Source organism: Enterococcus sulfureus ATCC 49903 (assembly GCF_000407605.1).
GTDB lineage: Bacteria > Bacillota > Bacilli > Lactobacillales > Enterococcaceae > Enterococcus_G > Enterococcus_G sulfureus.
The window spans coordinates 1-17,876 of record NZ_ASWO01000007.1 but is presented as its reverse complement, the minus strand read 5'-3'; the positions used below and the strand labels follow the sequence as shown (position 1 = coordinate 17,876).

Below are 17,876 nucleotides of genomic sequence, written 5' to 3'. Positions count from 1 at the left end.
CAGTCTATCTCACGGCAGAGTAGGAAAAACAATACGCTAATCTGTAATTTTAGAATAAAATTAAAATTACATGAATTTACAATGAGAAAAAACCCCGATATAATCAATACATTGAATCATCAGATGGGAGGTTTTTTTACATGCAACACACACAAACAAAGTACTTACGGCCCTTTACGGTAAATGAGAAAGAATATACGCTTTTTGACTTACATGAAGTTGCCAATACATACGGCTATTCGATTACACGCTTACCTTATGTGATTCGTTTATTACTAGAATCTCTTGTTCGACAAGCAGATGAGGTGGACATTACCACACAACATATAAAAAATCTAGTGAGCTATGACGCGAAACAACCTAAAGGAGAGATCCCTTTTAAACCAACACGTGTGATTTTACAAGATTTTACAGGAGTACCGGTCATTGTTGACTTAGCTTCGATGCGAGAAGCTATCGTAAAATTAGGTGGGAAAGCCGAACAAGTGAATCCAGAAATTCCAGTTGATTTAGTGATTGATCATTCCGTTCAGGTAGATAAGGCGGGAAGTGTTGAAGCTTTAGCTGCGAATATCGCACTTGAATTTCAACGTAATGAAGAACGCTATGAATTTTTAAAGTGGGCACAAACGGCTTTCGATCATTACCGAGTGATCCCTCCTGCAACAGGTATCATCCATCAAGTAAATATTGAGTATTTATCTGACGTTGTAGTAACAAAAATTCAAGCTGAGCAGACGATTGTTTATCCAGATAGTGTATTAGGAACAGATTCACATACGACCATGATCAACGGTTTAGGCGTGTTAGGTTGGGGTGTTGGGGGAATTGAAGCAGAAGCTGCAATGTTAGGTGAACCTTCTTATTTTCCAGTTCCAGAAGTAGTGGGAGTCTATCTAACTGGAAAAACAGCGATCGGAGCTACCGCTACAGATATTGCACTTGAAATTACAAAAATCTTACGCGAAACAAAGGTTGTTGGAAAATTTGTAGAATTTTTCGGTCCGGGAATGCGCGAATTGTCTTTAGCTGATCGGGCAACGATTGCCAATATGGCGCCAGAATATGGAGCAACATGTGGCTATTTTCCAGTAGATGATGAAACGTTACGCTATATGAAGTTAACTGGGCGTTCACAAGAACAAATCGAGTTAACGAGTGCGTATCTCAAACAAAATGATTTGTATTATGAAGAGACAACACGTGACTATACGACGATCGTCGAAGTGGATCTATCTTGTGTAACGACAAGTTTAGCCGGTCCAAAACGACCGCAAGATCTAGTTGTACTTCCGCAAATGAAACAACAATTTCAAGCATCGCTAACCAATCCAGAAGGACCGCAAGGCTTTGGTTTAACAAAAGACGTGATCTCTAAAGCAACGACGGTTGTAGTAGAGGGGAAAGAAGAACGATTGCAAACGGGTGATCTTGTACTTGCGGCCATTACGAGTTGTACCAATACATCAAATCCTTATGTCATGTTAGCAGCTGGATTATTAGCCAAACATGCCGTTGAAAAAGGCCTGACTGTTTCTAAAAAAGTAAAAACCTCACTAGCACCAGGTTCCCAAGTCGTTACCGCATATTTACAAGCTTCAGGTTTACTTCCTTATTTAGAACAATTAGGTTTTGCTGTTGTAGGCTATGGATGTACGACATGTATCGGTAACTCAGGACCGATCGATGAACAACTAGCACAAACTATTATAGATGAAGAAATGATCGTATCTGCCGTATTAAGTGGGAATCGAAATTTTGAAGGACGAATCCATCCGCAAGTCAAAGCCAATTATTTAGCTTCTCCACCACTTGTGATTGCATATGCTTTAGCTGGAAGTGTGAATAAAGATCTAACGAAAGAACCATTAGGACAAGCAAATGGTCAAGCTGTTTATTTACAAGATATTTGGCCTACCAAAGAAGAAATCGATCAAACGGTCAAAGCATTCGTAACACCAGAGCTCTATCAAACCCATTATGCAAAAGTGTTTGATGCTAATGAAGTATGGAACCAAATCACAGTAAGTGATGATCCGATCTATTCTTGGGACGAAGAGTCTACCTATATTGCCAATCCACCTTATTTCGAACAAATGAGTGAAACACTTGTACCATTAGCACCCTTAGAAAATCTTGCAGTATTAGCCAAATTTGGTGATTCTGTGACAACCGATCATATTTCACCAGCTGGAGCGATCTCAAGCAAGGTACCCGCTGGCCGCTATTTAAAATCGAGAGGCGTCACTTTGCGAGAATTTAATTCTTATGGATCAAGACGTGGCCATCACGAAGTCATGATGCGAGGCACATTTGCCAATATTCGTATCAAAAATCAATTAGTCCCAGGAATCGAAGGAGGACAAACGATCTATGCAAAAACCGGTGAAGTCTTATCGATCTATGATGCGGCGATGCGGTATAAAGAAGAGCAAACAGGATTGATTATTTTAGCGGGGAAAGATTATGGGATGGGTTCTTCTAGAGACTGGGCAGCAAAAGGAACGTATTTATTAGGTGTCAAAGCGGTAATTGCCGAAAGTTATGAACGAATTCATCGATCAAATTTAGTGATGATGGGAGTATTGCCTTTAGAATTTTTACCTGGTCAAACTGCGGAAACACTTGGATTAGATGGTAGTGAGCGATTTACAGTCCAATTGACAGAAGGTACAGGTGTCCATGATGTGATCGATGTGACAGCAACAAAGGACGATCGTGAAATTACTTTTCAAGTAACCGTTCGCTTTGATTCACAAGCAGACATTCGTTACTACCAGAATCAGGGGATTTTACCAATGGTGGTTCGTAAAAAAATTGCGGAAGCCAAGCAGATTCATTCACACTAAGGAGGAAAAAAGATGACTACAGCAGGTTTAGCGAATACAGTCGCGTGCGATACCTTTATTAGTGCGATTCATGAGGATCGCTTAAGTTATTTTGGATACGATATTGATGAGTTTATGCAACAAGATGCTGAATTTGAAGAAGTTGTCTTTTTGCTTTGGAATGGCCATTTACCGAATACAATAGAATATCAAACATTTTTAACGACTTTACGTGCGCAATATGCTATCGGAGAAGCGGTGGAATCTTGTTTGCGTATCCAATGCCGTCAAAATCTTCATCCCATGAGCGTATTGCGAAGCACAGTGTCGTTATTAGGGGTATTTGATAAAGAAGCAGAGCAGACAGACGATGCAGCCGTATACCGTCAAAGTCTTGCATTACAAGCAAAAATCCCAACGATCATTGCGAGTTTTTGTCGGTTACGTAAAGGATTGGATCCAATTGAGCCCAATCCAAAATTAAGCTTAGCTGCTAATTTTTTATATATGTTAACTGGAGAGATTCCAAGAGAAATCGACGTTAAAGCGTTAAATCGTGCGTTAGTGTTACATGCCGATCATGAATTAAATGCGTCGACATTTGCAGCACGTGTATGTGCGTCGACGTTATCGGATACCTATTCTTGTGTTACAACAGCGATCGGTACGTTAAAAGGCAGTTTACATGGAGGGGCCAATGAACGTGTATTTGACATGTTGGAAGAAATCGCGGAAATGGGGAATGCAAAAACGTATATTTTAGAAAAATTAGACTCTAAAGAAAAAATTATGGGATTTGGCCATCGTGTTTATACGACAGTGGATCCCAGACAGATTTACTTAAAAGAAATGGCAAACACGATGACTCTCGATACGATCAATAGCCAATGGTACACGTTATCTGAAGAAGTGGAACAAGTAATCCGCCAAGAAAAAGGTTTGATTCCAAATGTGGATTTTTATTCGGCAACTGTCTATCACGTATTAGGGATCGACAAAGATTTATTTACGTTAATTTTTGCAATGAGCCGTGTATCTGGATGGTTAGCACACATTGCAGAACAAAAAAAGGCCAACCGTTTGATTCGCCCGCGTTCGTTATATAAAGGAGAATTTAACCAACGCTATCAAAACATTGAAGAAAGAGTAGGGAAGTTGTATGCATGAGGTAATTAAAATGGAAGAAGCTGGACTTTGTGTTCCAGATTTTCCTAGTATTCCATTTATTAAAGGGGATGGCATTGGTCCAGAAATTTGGGAACAAGCACAACGGATTTTCGATCAGGCAGTGTACCTGACGTATCAAGGAAATAAAGCTGTTGCTTGGCGAGAACTATTGGCTGGACAAGCGGCATTTGAACAAACCGGATCCTATTTGCCAGAAGAAACACTAGAAGCGATAAAAGAATCGCTTGTAGCAATCAAAGGTCCGTTGACAACGCCTATTGGGGAAGGAATTCGTTCATTAAACGTTACATTACGGCAAACGCTTGATCTATATGTCTGTATGCGTCCAGTGCGCTATTTTAAAGGTGTCCCTTCTCCTGTCAAGCATCCAGAGTGGACGGATATGGTCGTTTTTCGTGAAAATACAGAAGATATCTATGCTGGGATCGAGTTTGCTGCCCAAAGTGTTGAAGCTCAAAAATTGATCACATTTTTAGCAGAAGAATTTAAGATCACCACGATCCGTTTTCCTGAAACTAGTGCGATTGGCATCAAACCAATCTCAAGTGAAGGAAGCAAACGACTCGTGCGCGCGGCGATTGAATATGCGTTAGAAAATAAAAAACAATTTTTAACATTAGTTCATAAAGGCAATATCATGAAATTTACAGAAGGTGGATTTAAAAAATGGGGGTATGAAGTCGCAAATGAAGAATTTGCCGATCAAACCTTCACCTATACGACCTTTGATACGATCAAAACACAACTTGGAGAAGAAGCCGCAAAACAAGCGTTAAAAAAAGCGCAACATGAGCAAAAATTGATCGTCAAAGACTGTATTGCTGATATTTTCTTAGAAGAAATTATCGCCAGACCTAAAGAGCATCAAGTTATCGCTACAATGAATCTAAATGGCGATTATATTTCAGATGCACTTGCTGCACAAGTTGGTGGTGTAGGGATTTCACCTGGAGCGAATATTAATCTTCAAACAGGACACGCAATTTTTGAAGCAACACATGGAACCGCTCCAAAATTTGCCGGTAAAAATAAAGTGAATCCATGTTCAGTGCTTCTATCCGGTGTTTTAATGTTTCGCTATATTGGATGGCATGATGTAGCCGATCGAATCGAGCACGCGATCGAACACGCCATCGCATCAAAATCCGTAACATTTGATTTTGCTTCTCAATTAGAAGAGGCAAAAGAAGTAAGTTTAAGTGAATTTAGTCAACAAATTTTTGAACAACTATAAGTGTCAAGCTCGTTGATTTTTGTTATACTATTTTTTGAGTATAAACAAACAAGGGTTGGGCGTAGGCTTTCAAGGTGTGTTTCTTCAGGGGCGGAGAAATCGCCTTTAGTCTACGCTTTTTTTGCCTTAATATACATAAGGAGGAGAAACAATGGCATTTATTGGTAGTTTGTGTTTGATTTTGATTACGACGACACTTGTGTCACATTTTTCAAGAAGAATTGGCGTTCCTGCAGTAGTAGGACAGTTATTAGTCGGTATCGTATTAGGGAGTGGAGGGTTACATTTATTAAAAAATACTGAAATTTTACATGAATTTTCAGAATTAGGCGTCATATTATTGATGTTTTTAGCTGGAATCGAAAGTGATTTACAGTTACTTAAAAAGTATGCGAAACCTGCATTTTTAGTGGCGTTTTTAGGGATCTTGTTGCCGATCGTATTAGGAGGAGTTAGTACCTTTTGGTTTGGCTTTTCAATGAAAGTCGCGCTTTTTTCAGGAATGATCTTAGCGGCAACGTCGGTGAGTATTTCAGTTGAGGTCTTGAAAGAATTACGAGCTTTACAGACAAAAGAAGGGGCAACGATCTTAGGTGCTTCGGTGGTAGATGATATTGCCGTTGTCTTGATCTTTAGTTTGAGTTTACCGTTTTTCCAAAGTGGAACGTCCACGTCTAGTTTACCGTTACCGTTGTTGCTGCTTGAACAAGTCCTTTATTTTGGCTTGATCTTTTTTGTGATCCGTTTTATGGCTGATAAATTAATGGAATTAAGTGGCAAGTTGTTTGCGACAAGTTCGACGGTGATCACATCGGTCGTCTTATGTTTAAGTATGGCGTATTTAGCTGATTTTGTAGGGTTAAGTTCGGTTATCGGTGCTTTTTTTGCCGGAATCGCAGTTGGCCAAACGAAAGTGAAAGAACTTGTATTTAAAAATGTTGAAGTATTAGGATATAGTGTATTTATTCCGGTCTTTTTTGTTAGTATCGGACTAAGTGTAACGTTTGATGAATTATGGACACAAATCGTATTTATCATTGTATTATTGATTGTCGCCATTATTAGTAAGTTACTAGGTGGATATTTAGGCAGTCGGATAGTGGGATTTGACAATCATTCGGCTTTAATGATTGGATCTGGTTTGATTTCACGTGGTGAGATGGCTTTGATCATTTTACAATTAGGTGATGAAGCCGGAATCGTGCCACATGAATTATATGCTCCATTTGTGATTGTTATTATTTTAAGTACCTTAATGTCTCCATTTTTCTTAAAATACTATACGAAAAAAGTACACGCAACCGCACAATAAAGGAGTCAATCGTATGCAAAAAAAATATTTCTTTTTTGATATTGATGGTACTTTGACAGATCGTGTGACAAATGAAGTCATACCTAGTGCCAAACGAACATTAGATCAATTACAAGCTAACGGTCATTTTGTGGCGATTGCAACTGGGCGTGCACATTATAAAGCTCGTCCAATTATGGAAGCATTAGGACTACACAACATGGTCTGCGCTGGGGGTGGGGCAATTGTGATTGAAGATCAATTAGTAGGTAATCGGCCACTTGATTTAGAAAAAGCAAAACAAATCGCCAAAGAGGCAGAACAACTTGGATTAGGTGTCTTATTTGCATTAAGTGACTCACAAGAAGTAGTGAGTAAAGACGATCGTTTTGTCACACAAGTAGGACCAAGGCAAGAACCGACAACTTATCGTATAGACGATACATTGGATATTGAACAATTGGAGACGATTTACAAACTATATATCGCATTGCCCAAAACAAGTCAGCAGATCTTGACCACAAAAGACGTGTTGCCTAGTTTGTATTATGTGCCGGAGTATTTAATGTATCAAATCGATGAAAAAGATCAAGGAATTCGACAACTGATGGCACAATTAAATGCTCCATTAGCCGACGTTGTGGTCTTTGGAGATGATACGAACGATCTGGTGATGTTTGATCCAGATTGGTTTAGTATCGCAATGGGAAATGCAGTAGATGAGTTGAAAGAGCGCGCTGATTTTGTAACCAAAGCCAATACAGAAGATGGAATCGAATATGCTTGTCGACAGTATGGATGGATTTAGTCGTTGACTTTTCAATAAAAACCATTATAATAAAATGAAATTCATATGAGAAAAAATGAAGAAGAGAAGAGTAGTCCAATGCAAGCGATACAGAGACTCCGGTAGCTGAAAAAGGAGACGTGATGCAAAGATGAAGATGAACTTGGAGTTTTTATTTGGTGCAAGCTAAATAAACGGGTGAGCGTCCGTTATATGCGCATGACCAATGAGGCACAGCTATGTGCAAATTAGGGTGGTACCACGAATATTCGTCCCTTTACCGTTTAACGGTAAAGGGGCTTTTTTTATGGAGAGAGGAGCGACTTATTTGCCTATTATTATTGCTCAGGATTTACCGGCAGCCAAAGTCTTAAAACAAGAAACGATTTATGCAATTAAAGATCAACAAGCAAAACATCAAGATATTCGTCCGATGAAGATCGGGATTATCAATTTAATGCCCGACAAAATCCAAACAGAGACGCAATTGCTTCGATTGCTCTCAATGAGTCCGTTACAAATCGATGTTCGACTATTACGCATGACCCATCATGTTAGTAAACATACGAGCCAAGCGCATTTAACAAAGTTTTATGCAACAACAGCTGAGATGAAAGCTGAAAATTTAGATGGGTTGATTATTACAGGTGCGCCAATTGAACAAAAGCCGTTTGAAGAAATTGATTATTGGGATGAACTTTGTGATATTTTAGAGTGGAGTCAGACTCATTGTACTTCTGTGATGCATATTTGTTGGGGGGCACAAGCAGCGATGTATCATCACTATAACATTAAGAAGACCCGCTATCATGAAAAATTATTGGGTGTATTCGAGCAAACGATCGTGCAAGGTCATCCGACATTACGTGGCTTTTCGAAACAATTTTATTGCCCACATTCTCGTTTTACTGGAATCGATGAGCAAGCATTACAAAAAAGTGATCTAGATGTGCTAGCGACAAGTCACAAGACGGGTCCAGCTATTGTCGCATCTAAAAATCAAAAAAATCTATTTTTATTCGGTCATCTAGAATATGAGACAGATACATTATTGAAAGAATACCAACGAGATCTAATGACTGGCAAAGCTAAAAAGCCAGAACATTATTTTATAGAAGATGATCCAAACAAAGGAGTCATCAATACTTGGCAATCACATGCGTCATTGTTTTTTTTAAATTGGATACACGACACGTATCAACGTACACCATTTGACGAAACGCAAATTGGACAAGTTGAGTGTCGATTGACTGAAAATTAGGGGGAATTAGATGAAGAAGGAAACGTTTATTGACAATTATTATCGAGAACGACACAACAGTGATTCATTAAAATGGGATGCCTTATCAGAACGATTTGGTCAAGCGGATCTTTTACCTTTATGGGTAGCAGATTCTGATTTTTCGACGGACCAACATGTAAAAGAAGCGTTGATCACTCGGATTGAACATGGTATTTTTGGATATTCTAAAACGCCAAAAGATTATGTAACAGCTTATCAAGGTTGGTTAGATCGTCATGAACAAACACAAGTCAAAGAAGAGTGGTTACGTTTTTCAACAGGTGTTGTACAAGCACTTTATGATCTGATCGCCTGTTTTACACAAGAATCTGATCAAATTTTGATCCAGCCACCTGTATATTATCCGTTTTATCATGCAATTGAAGATCAAAACCGCCAATTGATCCAAGCGCCTTTAGTCAATAAAGATGAACATTATTACATGGATTTTAATGCATTAGAAGCATTATTTACTACAAAAGAGATTAAACTATTTATCTTATGCTCCCCTCATAATCCAGTAGGACGTGTATGGCGCAAAGAGGAGTTACATCGCTTGTTTAGTCTATGTAAAGCTTACAATGTCTTAGTGATCTCAGATGAAATCCATTCAGATTTGATTTTAACGAATCGTCCATTTGTCTCTGCATTGACTGTAGCTAAAGAGTTAGAGTTTGAGCAATTGATCGTGTGCAATGCGCCTTCTAAAACGTTTAATTTTGCAGGATTATTAAATGCTCATATGTGGTTTCCAAATGTCCAACTACGAGAGGCTTTTGATCATTGGGCAAGCACACATCGTCAAACAGAACTTAGTGTTTTAGGTCAAGTAGCCGCAAAAACAGCTTACACAAAAAGTGATGAATGGTTGGCGACTTTTTTAGAAATCGTTCGTGAAAATGAACAATACATCCGAAATGAACTTACAGCAGCATTTCCCGATATTGCAATCAGTCCTTTAGAAGGAACGTATCTGATGTGGATCAATTTAGCAGATGTGCTGAATGGAGAAGCTGTAAAAACACTGGTTCAAGAAAAAGCAAAGTTAGCTATTGATTTTGGGGAATGGTTCGCTAAAGAATATGATACGTACATTCGAATCAATTTAGCTACGAAACCCGAGTTGATTCACCAAGCAATTCGTCAATTAATCGCTGCAATCAAAGGAGAGAGATGAGCATGGTCCAATTTGAAACCGAGTTAGCACAATTAGGAAATCGAAAAGATCCACAAACCGGTGCAATCAGTGCCCCAATTTATTTAAGTACGACCTTTGCCCATCCAGAATTAGGCCAAAGTACGGGATATGATTACACACGGACCAAAAATCCAACACGTGATATTTTAGAAGAAGGACTAGCAAACTTAGAAAATGGCACGCAAGCTATTGTTACAAGCTCTGGTATGAGTGCTATCGCATTGGTTTTTGATTTATTTGATAGTGGATCAACGTTCTTTGTCTCGCGCGACCTTTACGGAGGAAGTTATCGGTTTTTCAAGGAATTAGAAGCCAGAAAACGCGCGAAATTTTATTATTTTGATCGTGTTGAAGACTTAGAAGCACAATTAACAGATGAAGTGGCAGCAATTTTTCTGGAAACGCCGACGAATCCATTAATGAATGAAACCTCGATTGCAAAAGTCAGCGAGTTAGCTAAAAAGCATCATGCGTATTTGATTGTCGACAATACGTTTTTAACACCATTACGCCAAAAACCTTTAGATGAAGGCGCGGATATTGTCATCCATTCAGGAACAAAATATTTAACCGGGCACAATGATATCTTAGCTGGTGTCATCGTGAGCAAACATCCTGATCTTGACTCTCGTTTAGTTTATCTAGCCAATACAATCGGTCCTTCATTAAGCAATTTCGATTGTTGGTTGTTTATTCGTAGTTTGAAAACTTTATCCTTGCGTTTTGATAAACAAGAAGAGAATGCGAAAAAAATCGTAACGGCCTTAGCAGAACATGAAAAAATCAAAGAAGTATTTTATGCGGGCAAAGGAGCAATGATCAGCTTGAAACTCCAATCAGAAACGTTGATCAAAGAATTTTTAGCGCGACTGACGATTATTTCTTTTGCAGAAAGTTTAGGTGGTGTCGAAAGTTTAATCACGTATCCTACAACGCAAACACATGCAGATATTCCTCAAGCAGAGCGAGAATCTTATGGGTTAACACCTGATCTCCTCCGCTTATCGGTAGGGATTGAACATGCAGATGATTTGATTGCTGATCTTCTTCAAGCATTAGAGTAAAAAAAACATGACCAATTGAATTGGTCATGCTTTTTTTATTTAATTCCTTGCATTTTTTTCGACATCCAAGGGGTTAGAACAAACACGATTACGGCTAATGCAATCGCGATCCCACCTAAGAAACCAAAATAAGTTGATTTTGACATAATGCCATATAAACGAACCAACTGCGCATTCACACCTTGTGCAGTGGCAGAAGATAATAACCATAATGACATCATTTGAGATTCAAATGCTTTTGGGGCTAATTTAACAGAAACACTTGATCCAACTGGAGACAAGCACAATTCACCGATAACACAAATGGCAAACGAGAATACGATCCATAAAGGATTGATCAACGTTTGACTATCCATTCCCATAGTTGGGATGACCATCATTAAGAATGAAATTCCTGCTAAGAATAAACCAATGGCAAATTTGATTGGTGTTGCAGGTGCACGATTGCCTAATCTTTGCCAGAACCAAGAAATAATCGGAGCAAAGAGTACGATCAAGAGTGGATTGATCGATTGGAAAAAGGCAGCTGGAACCGTATAGTCGATATTTAACAACGGATTTAAATCACGTTGTGTGTTTTTGTCGATAAACGCACCCAAAATTGAAGAACCTTGCTCTTGAATCGCCCAGAACATCACTGCAGATAAAAAGAGAGGGATGTAAGACAATAAGCGTGATTTTTCAACAGTGGTCGTTTTTTTACTACTATACATTGACCAGAAATAAATGAATGGTAAAAAGATTCCCAGACCCGTTACGACAAGTGAAAAGACATTAAACGTTAGTAAGTTTGTGAAATAGCCAATGATTAACAACACGACTACAACAGCAAATACAATCGCTAAGTTCTTTTTAAATTGACGCTTTTCAAGTGCATCAAGTGGATTTGGGATATCTTTGCCGACTAATCCAAGATTTTTTTTATTAAATAGAATATAAAAAATCAATGCTAAAAACATTCCAAAAGCAGCAGCGCTAAATCCTGCGTGATAACCAAAGGAAGTTTGTAAGTTTCCAACGATCAATGGCGAAATAAACGCACCCATATTAACAGACATATAAAAGATGACAAAACCATTATCCATACGTGTGTCATTTTTGTCATACAGACCACCTACGACATTCGAGATATTTGGTTTTAACATTCCAGTTCCGATGATGATAAACAACATCGATGCTAAAAAGGTTACCAAGCCTCCAAAAGGGAGTGCTAGAAAAACGTGCCCTAACATAATCAATACTGCACCATAAAAAAGTGTTGTTCGTGAACCAAACACCCGGTCAGCTAACCAACCTCCGATGATACACGTCATAAAAATTAATGCACCATACAAAGACATAATAGACTGAGCAGTTGTTTCCGCTAAGCCTAGTCCACCATTGGCAACAGAATCGTACATAAAATACAGTAAAATTGCGCGCATGCCGTAATAACTAAATCTTTCCCAAAACTCGATGAAAAATAACACACCAAGTCCGCGAGGGTGGCCAAAGAACCCTTTAGATGGTACGCTATTGACCATTTCTTCTCTAGAATAATTCAAAAATTATCCCTCCTTTAAATTTTCGCACAAGGGTTATTTTACGAACATAAAGAATTCTAGTCAATTTTTTTAGGATCAGAATGCAGTTTTTATTAGAAATATGATAAAATGCTCTCTTATTCATAATAAAACTCGTTTTTTGGTTAGTTTTCTGCCATTGATTTATTCTTGAACTATTATATAATTGCGTTTTAAGCTTAATGTTAACGGTTACTTTAAGATTTTAAATAGAACAGTACAAAAGTGATTTTCTACTATGAAGAGTTTGTGAGAAAATAAGAAACAGCTAAGTAAGATTTGCTATACTAGTTATAACAGATGGAAATATGAAGAGTAGGTGGGAAAACATGGAGTTTACAATAGATATTGGAACAACAGCGGTTAAAATCGTCGTATATCAAAACGGAAAATCCATATGGACGTATCAAGAAAACGTCGATACGGTATTTGAACCAACTGGCGTCGCGTATCAAGATCCAAAACAGATCAAAGAAATTATTTGGCATGCGATGCAAGCTTGTCGTTTAAAAGGTATTGAATTTAAAACGATCGTGTTAAGTACACCGATGCATACGTTGATTCCTTTGCAACAAGAAACGTTAAAGATGTATATTTGGTCGGATCAACAAGCAAGTCAATGTGCCAAAAAAATCAAAGCTACAGATTTTGCTTTGACTATTTATCAACATACAGGGACACCGATTCATCCAATGTCGCCATTTTGTAAACTAGCTTTTTTCAAGGAAGCTCAATCTGATATGTATTGTATGACGCCTTTTTGGAGTGATTTAAAAGCATATCTAATGGAGTGGTTAACTGGAGAATGGGTCACGGATTATTCAAATGCTTCAGCGAGTGGATTATTTAACACGGAAACATTTAGATGGGATGAATCAGCACTAGATTACCTAGAATTAACGTCAAGCCAATTTCCTCAAGTCACAGATACCATACATACATTTTCATTGACGGAACAGTTGCAAGGCGACTATACAGAACCGATTACAGTAATGATCGGCTCTTCAGATGGATGTCTAGCAAGTTTAGCTGGAAAAGTAAGCACAAAAAGTACGGTAAGTGTTACTTTGGGTACCAGTGGTGCTATCCGTGTACTGACGACAAAACGTACGATTGATCCATTAGGACGATTTTTTTGTTACTATTTAATGCCGGGATACTGGGTAATTGGTGGCCCGACTAATAATGGGGGAAAAGTATTAGAATGGCTAGCTAAAATTTTTTGTGCTTCTAAAGAAGAATTTTACCAACAGTTACCGACTTTATTAAAGGCTAGCGTGCCGGGTGCGAACCGATTAGTTTTTTATCCGTACTTATTTGGGGAACGTGCACCGTTATGGAGTGGAGATGTTACTGCAGCTTATCAAGGATTGAAATGGGAACATGAAAAAGCCGATTTAGTTCGTGCAGCTGTAGAGGGGATTTTGTTTAATTTAAATTTTATCAAGCAATTGCTTATTCAAGAGCCGCAATTGATTTCAGTTTCTGGTGGTTTTTTTCAACAACCCGAATTGATTCGTTTAAGTGCGGCGATTTTTTCGACACCAATTTGTTATTCTGAAGATAATGAACCAACCTATGGAGCGTATTTATTAGCAAATTCGATTTTTTCGACGAATACAACAGAACAAGTCGTATACGAACCAGATCCGTCTTTAGTATCAGTTTATGCCACCGCATTTAGTATATTTAGCGCAGGATTAACTAAAATAAGTGAAGAAATTTAGATTTCTTCACTTATGGGTTGACTTAAATTATATGGAATGTTATTATATATAAGTTGCCAAAACAACTATTCGATAACGCATTAAAGTAAAAAACATTTTAAAAAAAAGTGTTGACATTTTATGTTTTAAAAGTTATGATGATTGAGTTGCTAAAACAACAACGTAGACCTTTGAAAACTGAACAAAGCAAGCAAACGAACCAATAGTGTAAGGTGTTTCTATTTAATAGAAGCAAAACAAAACAGCAAGCAATTATTGCTAGCAAAGTCAATTTAGAGCTTAACGATCGTAGATCGTTTCAAATTTTTTATGAGAGTTTGATCCTGGCTCAGGACGAACGCTGGCGGCGTGCCTAATACATGCAAGTCGAACGCTTCTTACTTATCGAACTTCGGTTCACCAAGTAAGAGGAGTGGCGAACGGGTGAGTAACACGTGGGTAACCTGCCCATCAGAGGGGGATAACACTTGGAAACAGGTGCTAATACCGCATAATTCAGTTTACCGCATGGTAGAGTGATGAAAGGCGCTTTTGCGTCACTGATGGATGGACCCGCGGTGCATTAGCTAGTTGGTAGGGTAATGGCCTACCAAGGCAACGATGCATAGCCGACCTGAGAGGGTGATCGGCCACACTGGGACTGAGACACGGCCCAGACTCCTACGGGAGGCAGCAGTAGGGAATCTTCGGCAATGGACGAAAGTCTGACCGAGCAACGCCGCGTGAGTGAAGAAGGTTTTCGGATCGTAAAACTCTGTTGTTAGAGAAGAACAAGGATGAGAGTAAAATGTTCATCCCTTGACGGTATCTAACCAGAAAGCCACGGCTAACTACGTGCCAGCAGCCGCGGTAATACGTAGGTGGCAAGCGTTGTCCGGATTTATTGGGCGTAAAGCGAGCGCAGGCGGTTCTTTAAGTCTGATGTGAAAGCCCCCGGCTCAACCGGGGAGGGTCATTGGAAACTGGAGAACTTGAGTGCAGAAGAGGAGAGTGGAATTCCATGTGTAGCGGTGAAATGCGTAGATATATGGAGGAACACCAGTGGCGAAGGCGACTCTCTGGTCTGTAACTGACGCTGAGGCTCGAAAGCGTGGGGAGCAAACAGGATTAGATACCCTGGTAGTCCACGCCGTAAACGATGAGTGCTAAGTGTTGGAGGGTTTCCGCCCTTCAGTGCTGCAGCTAACGCATTAAGCACTCCGCCTGGGGAGTACGACCGCAAGGTTGAAACTCAAAGGAATTGACGGGGGCCCGCACAAGCGGTGGAGCATGTGGTTTAATTCGAAGCAACGCGAAGAACCTTACCAGGTCTTGACATCCTTTGACCACTCTAGAGATAGAGCTTTCCCTTCGGGGACAAAGTGACAGGTGGTGCATGGTTGTCGTCAGCTCGTGTCGTGAGATGTTGGGTTAAGTCCCGCAACGAGCGCAACCCTTATTGTTAGTTGCCATCATTTAGTTGGGCACTCTAGCGAGACTGCCGGTGACAAACCGGAGGAAGGTGGGGATGACGTCAAATCATCATGCCCCTTATGACCTGGGCTACACACGTGCTACAATGGGAAATACAACGAGTTGCGAAGTCGCGAGGCTAAGCTAATCTCTTAAAGTTTCTCTCAGTTCGGATTGTAGGCTGCAACTCGCCTACATGAAGCCGGAATCGCTAGTAATCGCGGATCAGCACGCCGCGGTGAATACGTTCCCGGGCCTTGTACACACCGCCCGTCACACCACGAGAGTTTGTAACACCCGAAGTCGGTGAGGTAACCTTTTGGAGCCAGCCGCCTAAGGTGGGATAGATGATTGGGGTGAAGTCGTAACAAGGTAGCCGTATCGGAAGGTGCGGCTGGATCACCTCCTTTCTAAGGAATATTACGGAATACACACGTTCGTTTCCACTTTGTTCAGTTTTGAGAGGTTTACTCTCAAATAATTTGTTCATTGAAAACTGGATATTGAAGTAAAGAAATCAAAACAAACCGAGAACACCGCGTTGAATGAGTTTTTTAATACGTTCAATTGCTTATTTTTCTTAATCATCTTCTATCGCTAGAAGACAATGATTAAAACCCAACCGTAAGGTTGATAAGGTTAAGTGAATAAGGGCGCACGGTGGATGCCTTGGCACTAGGAGCCGATGAAGGACGGGACTAACACCGATATGCTTTGGGGAGCTGTAAGTAAGCTATGATCCAGAGATTTCCGAATGGGGGAACCCAGCATCTTTTATAGGATGTTACTTTTCAGTGAATACATAGCTGATTAGAGGTAGACGCAGAGAACTGAAACATCTAAGTACCTGCAGGAAGAGAAAGAAAATTCGATTCCCTGAGTAGCGGCGAGCGAAACGGGAAAAGCCCAAACCAAGATGCTTGCATCTTGGGGTTGTAGGACTCCAATATGGTAGTACGATCAGATAGTCGAATGACTTGGAAAAGTCAGTCAAAGAGGGTAAAAACCCCGTAGATGAAATTTGGTATGCACCTAGGAGGATCCTGAGTACGGCGGAACACGAGAAATTCCGTCGGAATCCGGGAGGACCATCTCCCAAGGCTAAATACTCCCTAGTGACCGATAGTGAACCAGTACCGTGAGGGAAAGGTGAAAAGCACCCCGGAAGGGGAGTGAAATAGATCCTGAAACCGTGTGCCTACAACAAGTCAAAGCCCGTTAATGGGTGATGGCGTGCCTTTTGTAGAATGAACCGGCGAGTTACGATTGCATGCGAGGTTAAGCTGAAGAGGCGGAGCCGTAGCGAAAGCGAGTCTGAATAGGGCGTTTTAGTATGTAGTCGTAGACCCGAAACCATGTGATCTACCCATGTCCAGGTTGAAGGTGCGGTAAAACGCACTGGAGGACCGAACCCACGTACGTTGAAAAGTGCGGGGATGAGGTGTGGGTAGCGGAGAAATTCCAATCGAACTTGGAGATAGCTGGTTCTCTCCGAAATAGCTTTAGGGCTAGCCTCGGATTTAAGAATGATGGAGGTAGAGCACTGTTTGGACTAGGGGCCCATCTCGGGTTACCGAATTCAGATAAACTCCGAATGCCATTCATTTATATCCGGGAGTCAGACTGTGAGTGATAAGATCCATAGTCGAAAGGGAAACAGCCCAGACCACCAGCTAAGGTCCCAAAATATATGTTAAGTGGAAAAGGATGTGGGGTTGCACAGACAACTAGGATGTTGGCTCAGAAGCAGCCACCATTTAAAGAGTGCGTAATAGCTCACTAGTCGAGTGACCCTGCGCCGAAAATGTACCGGGGCTAAACATATTACCGAAGCTGTGGAGTGTACCTTTGGTACACTGGTAGGAGAGCGTTCTAAGGGCGTTGAAGGTAGACCGTGAGGACTACTGGAGCGCTTAGAAGTGAGAATGCCGGTATGAGTAGCGAAAGACAGGTGAGAATCCTGTCCACCGAATGACTAAGGTTTCCTGGGGAAGGCTCGTCCGCCCAGGGTTAGTCGGGACCTAAGCCGAGGCCGACAGGCGTAGGCGATGGACAACAGGTTGATATTCCTGTACTCGTTGTTTTTGTTTGAGCAATGGAGGGACGCAGGAGGCTAAGGAATGCAGACGATCGGAAATGTCTGTCCAAGCAACAAGTCTTAGTGAGAGTCAAATGCTTTCACTTTCAAGGACAAGTTGTGATGGGGAGGGAAATAATAGTACCGAAGTTCCTGATGTCACACTGCCAAGAAAAGCTTCTAGTG

The 17,876-nt window shown here is 40.3% G+C and carries 10 protein-coding genes and 2 rRNA genes; 11 read left to right on the top strand and 1 reads right to left on the bottom strand.

Annotated features, from left to right (window positions below; genetic code table 11):
* Window positions 1-140 precede the first annotated feature (140 nt).
* From acnA to I573_RS10075, 8 genes are all read left to right on the top strand, one after another.
* Complete coding sequence (gene acnA / locus I573_RS10110; RefSeq protein ID WP_016186486.1) at window positions 141-2,849, top strand: aconitate hydratase AcnA; 2,709 nt, start codon at window positions 141-143, stop codon at window positions 2,847-2,849.
* 12 nt (window positions 2,850-2,861) lie between these two features.
* Entirely contained in the window at window positions 2,862-3,995 is a 1,134-nt protein-coding gene (locus tag I573_RS10105) for a citrate synthase (protein WP_016186487.1), read from the top strand.
* Window positions 3,988-5,250, top strand: coding sequence for an NADP-dependent isocitrate dehydrogenase (icd, locus tag I573_RS10100; protein WP_016186488.1), 1,263 nt, complete (start codon window positions 3,988-3,990; stop codon window positions 5,248-5,250). The genes I573_RS10105 and icd overlap by 8 nt, the downstream gene beginning before the upstream one ends.
* A 151-nt stretch (window positions 5,251-5,401) precedes the next feature.
* Window positions 5,402-6,562: a cation:proton antiporter gene (locus tag I573_RS10095; protein ID WP_016186489.1), complete on the top strand. Its 1,161-nt coding sequence runs from the start codon at window positions 5,402-5,404 to the stop codon at window positions 6,560-6,562.
* 13 nt (window positions 6,563-6,575) lie between these two features.
* Complete coding sequence (locus I573_RS10090) at window positions 6,576-7,349, top strand: HAD family hydrolase (RefSeq protein WP_016186490.1); 774 nt, start codon at window positions 6,576-6,578, stop codon at window positions 7,347-7,349.
* A 307-nt stretch (window positions 7,350-7,656) separates the two neighbouring features.
* Entirely contained in the window at window positions 7,657-8,589 is a 933-nt protein-coding gene (locus I573_RS10085; protein WP_035020879.1) for a homoserine O-succinyltransferase, read from the top strand.
* Between the two features lie 10 nt (window positions 8,590-8,599).
* Window positions 8,600-9,787 carry a MalY/PatB family protein gene (locus I573_RS10080; protein WP_016186492.1) on the top strand — a complete coding sequence of 396 codons (1,188 nt, stop codon included), beginning with the start codon at window positions 8,600-8,602 and terminating at the stop codon, window positions 9,785-9,787.
* A gap of 2 nt (window positions 9,788-9,789) precedes the next feature.
* Window positions 9,790-10,872: an aminotransferase class I/II-fold pyridoxal phosphate-dependent enzyme gene (locus I573_RS10075; protein ID WP_016186493.1), complete on the top strand. Its 1,083-nt coding sequence runs from the start codon at window positions 9,790-9,792 to the stop codon at window positions 10,870-10,872.
* Between the two features lie 35 nt (window positions 10,873-10,907).
* Here the strand turns inward: I573_RS10075 and I573_RS10070 are convergent, their stop codons facing one another.
* Complete coding sequence (locus I573_RS10070; protein WP_035020875.1) at window positions 10,908-12,395, bottom strand: peptide MFS transporter; 1,488 nt, start codon at window positions 12,393-12,395, stop codon at window positions 10,908-10,910.
* Window positions 12,396-12,763: 368 nt separating this feature from the next.
* Between I573_RS10070 and I573_RS10065 the strand changes: the two genes are divergently transcribed.
* From I573_RS10065 to I573_RS10055, 3 genes are all read left to right on the top strand, one after another.
* Window positions 12,764-14,161 carry a gluconokinase gene (locus tag I573_RS10065; protein WP_016186495.1) on the top strand — a complete coding sequence of 466 codons (1,398 nt, stop codon included), beginning with the start codon at window positions 12,764-12,766 and terminating at the stop codon, window positions 14,159-14,161.
* A 305-nt stretch (window positions 14,162-14,466) separates the two neighbouring features.
* Window positions 14,467-16,023, top strand: a 16S ribosomal RNA gene (locus tag I573_RS10060).
* Between the two features lie 227 nt (window positions 16,024-16,250).
* Window positions 16,251-17,876, top strand: a 23S ribosomal RNA gene (locus I573_RS10055); the annotation flags it as partial.

Bases quoted from the DNA above. Each gene is read 5' to 3' on its own strand.
- acnA (WP_016186486.1), top strand. From the start codon at position 141: ATGCAACACACACAAACAAAGTACTTACGGCCCTTTACGGTAAATGAG.
- I573_RS10105 (WP_016186487.1), top strand. From the start codon at position 2,862: ATGACTACAGCAGGTTTAGCGAATACAGTCGCGTGCGATACCTTTATT.
- icd (WP_016186488.1), top strand. From the start codon at position 3,988: ATGCATGAGGTAATTAAAATGGAAGAAGCTGGACTTTGTGTTCCAGAT.
- I573_RS10095 (WP_016186489.1), top strand. From the start codon at position 5,402: ATGGCATTTATTGGTAGTTTGTGTTTGATTTTGATTACGACGACACTT.
- I573_RS10090 (WP_016186490.1), top strand. From the start codon at position 6,576: ATGCAAAAAAAATATTTCTTTTTTGATATTGATGGTACTTTGACAGAT.
- I573_RS10080 (WP_016186492.1), top strand. From the start codon at position 8,600: ATGAAGAAGGAAACGTTTATTGACAATTATTATCGAGAACGACACAAC.
- I573_RS10075 (WP_016186493.1), top strand. From the start codon at position 9,790: ATGGTCCAATTTGAAACCGAGTTAGCACAATTAGGAAATCGAAAAGAT.
- I573_RS10070 (WP_035020875.1), bottom strand. From the start codon at position 12,395: ATGGTCAATAGCGTACCATCTAAAGGGTTCTTTGGCCACCCTCGCGGA.
- I573_RS10065 (WP_016186495.1), top strand. From the start codon at position 12,764: ATGGAGTTTACAATAGATATTGGAACAACAGCGGTTAAAATCGTCGTA.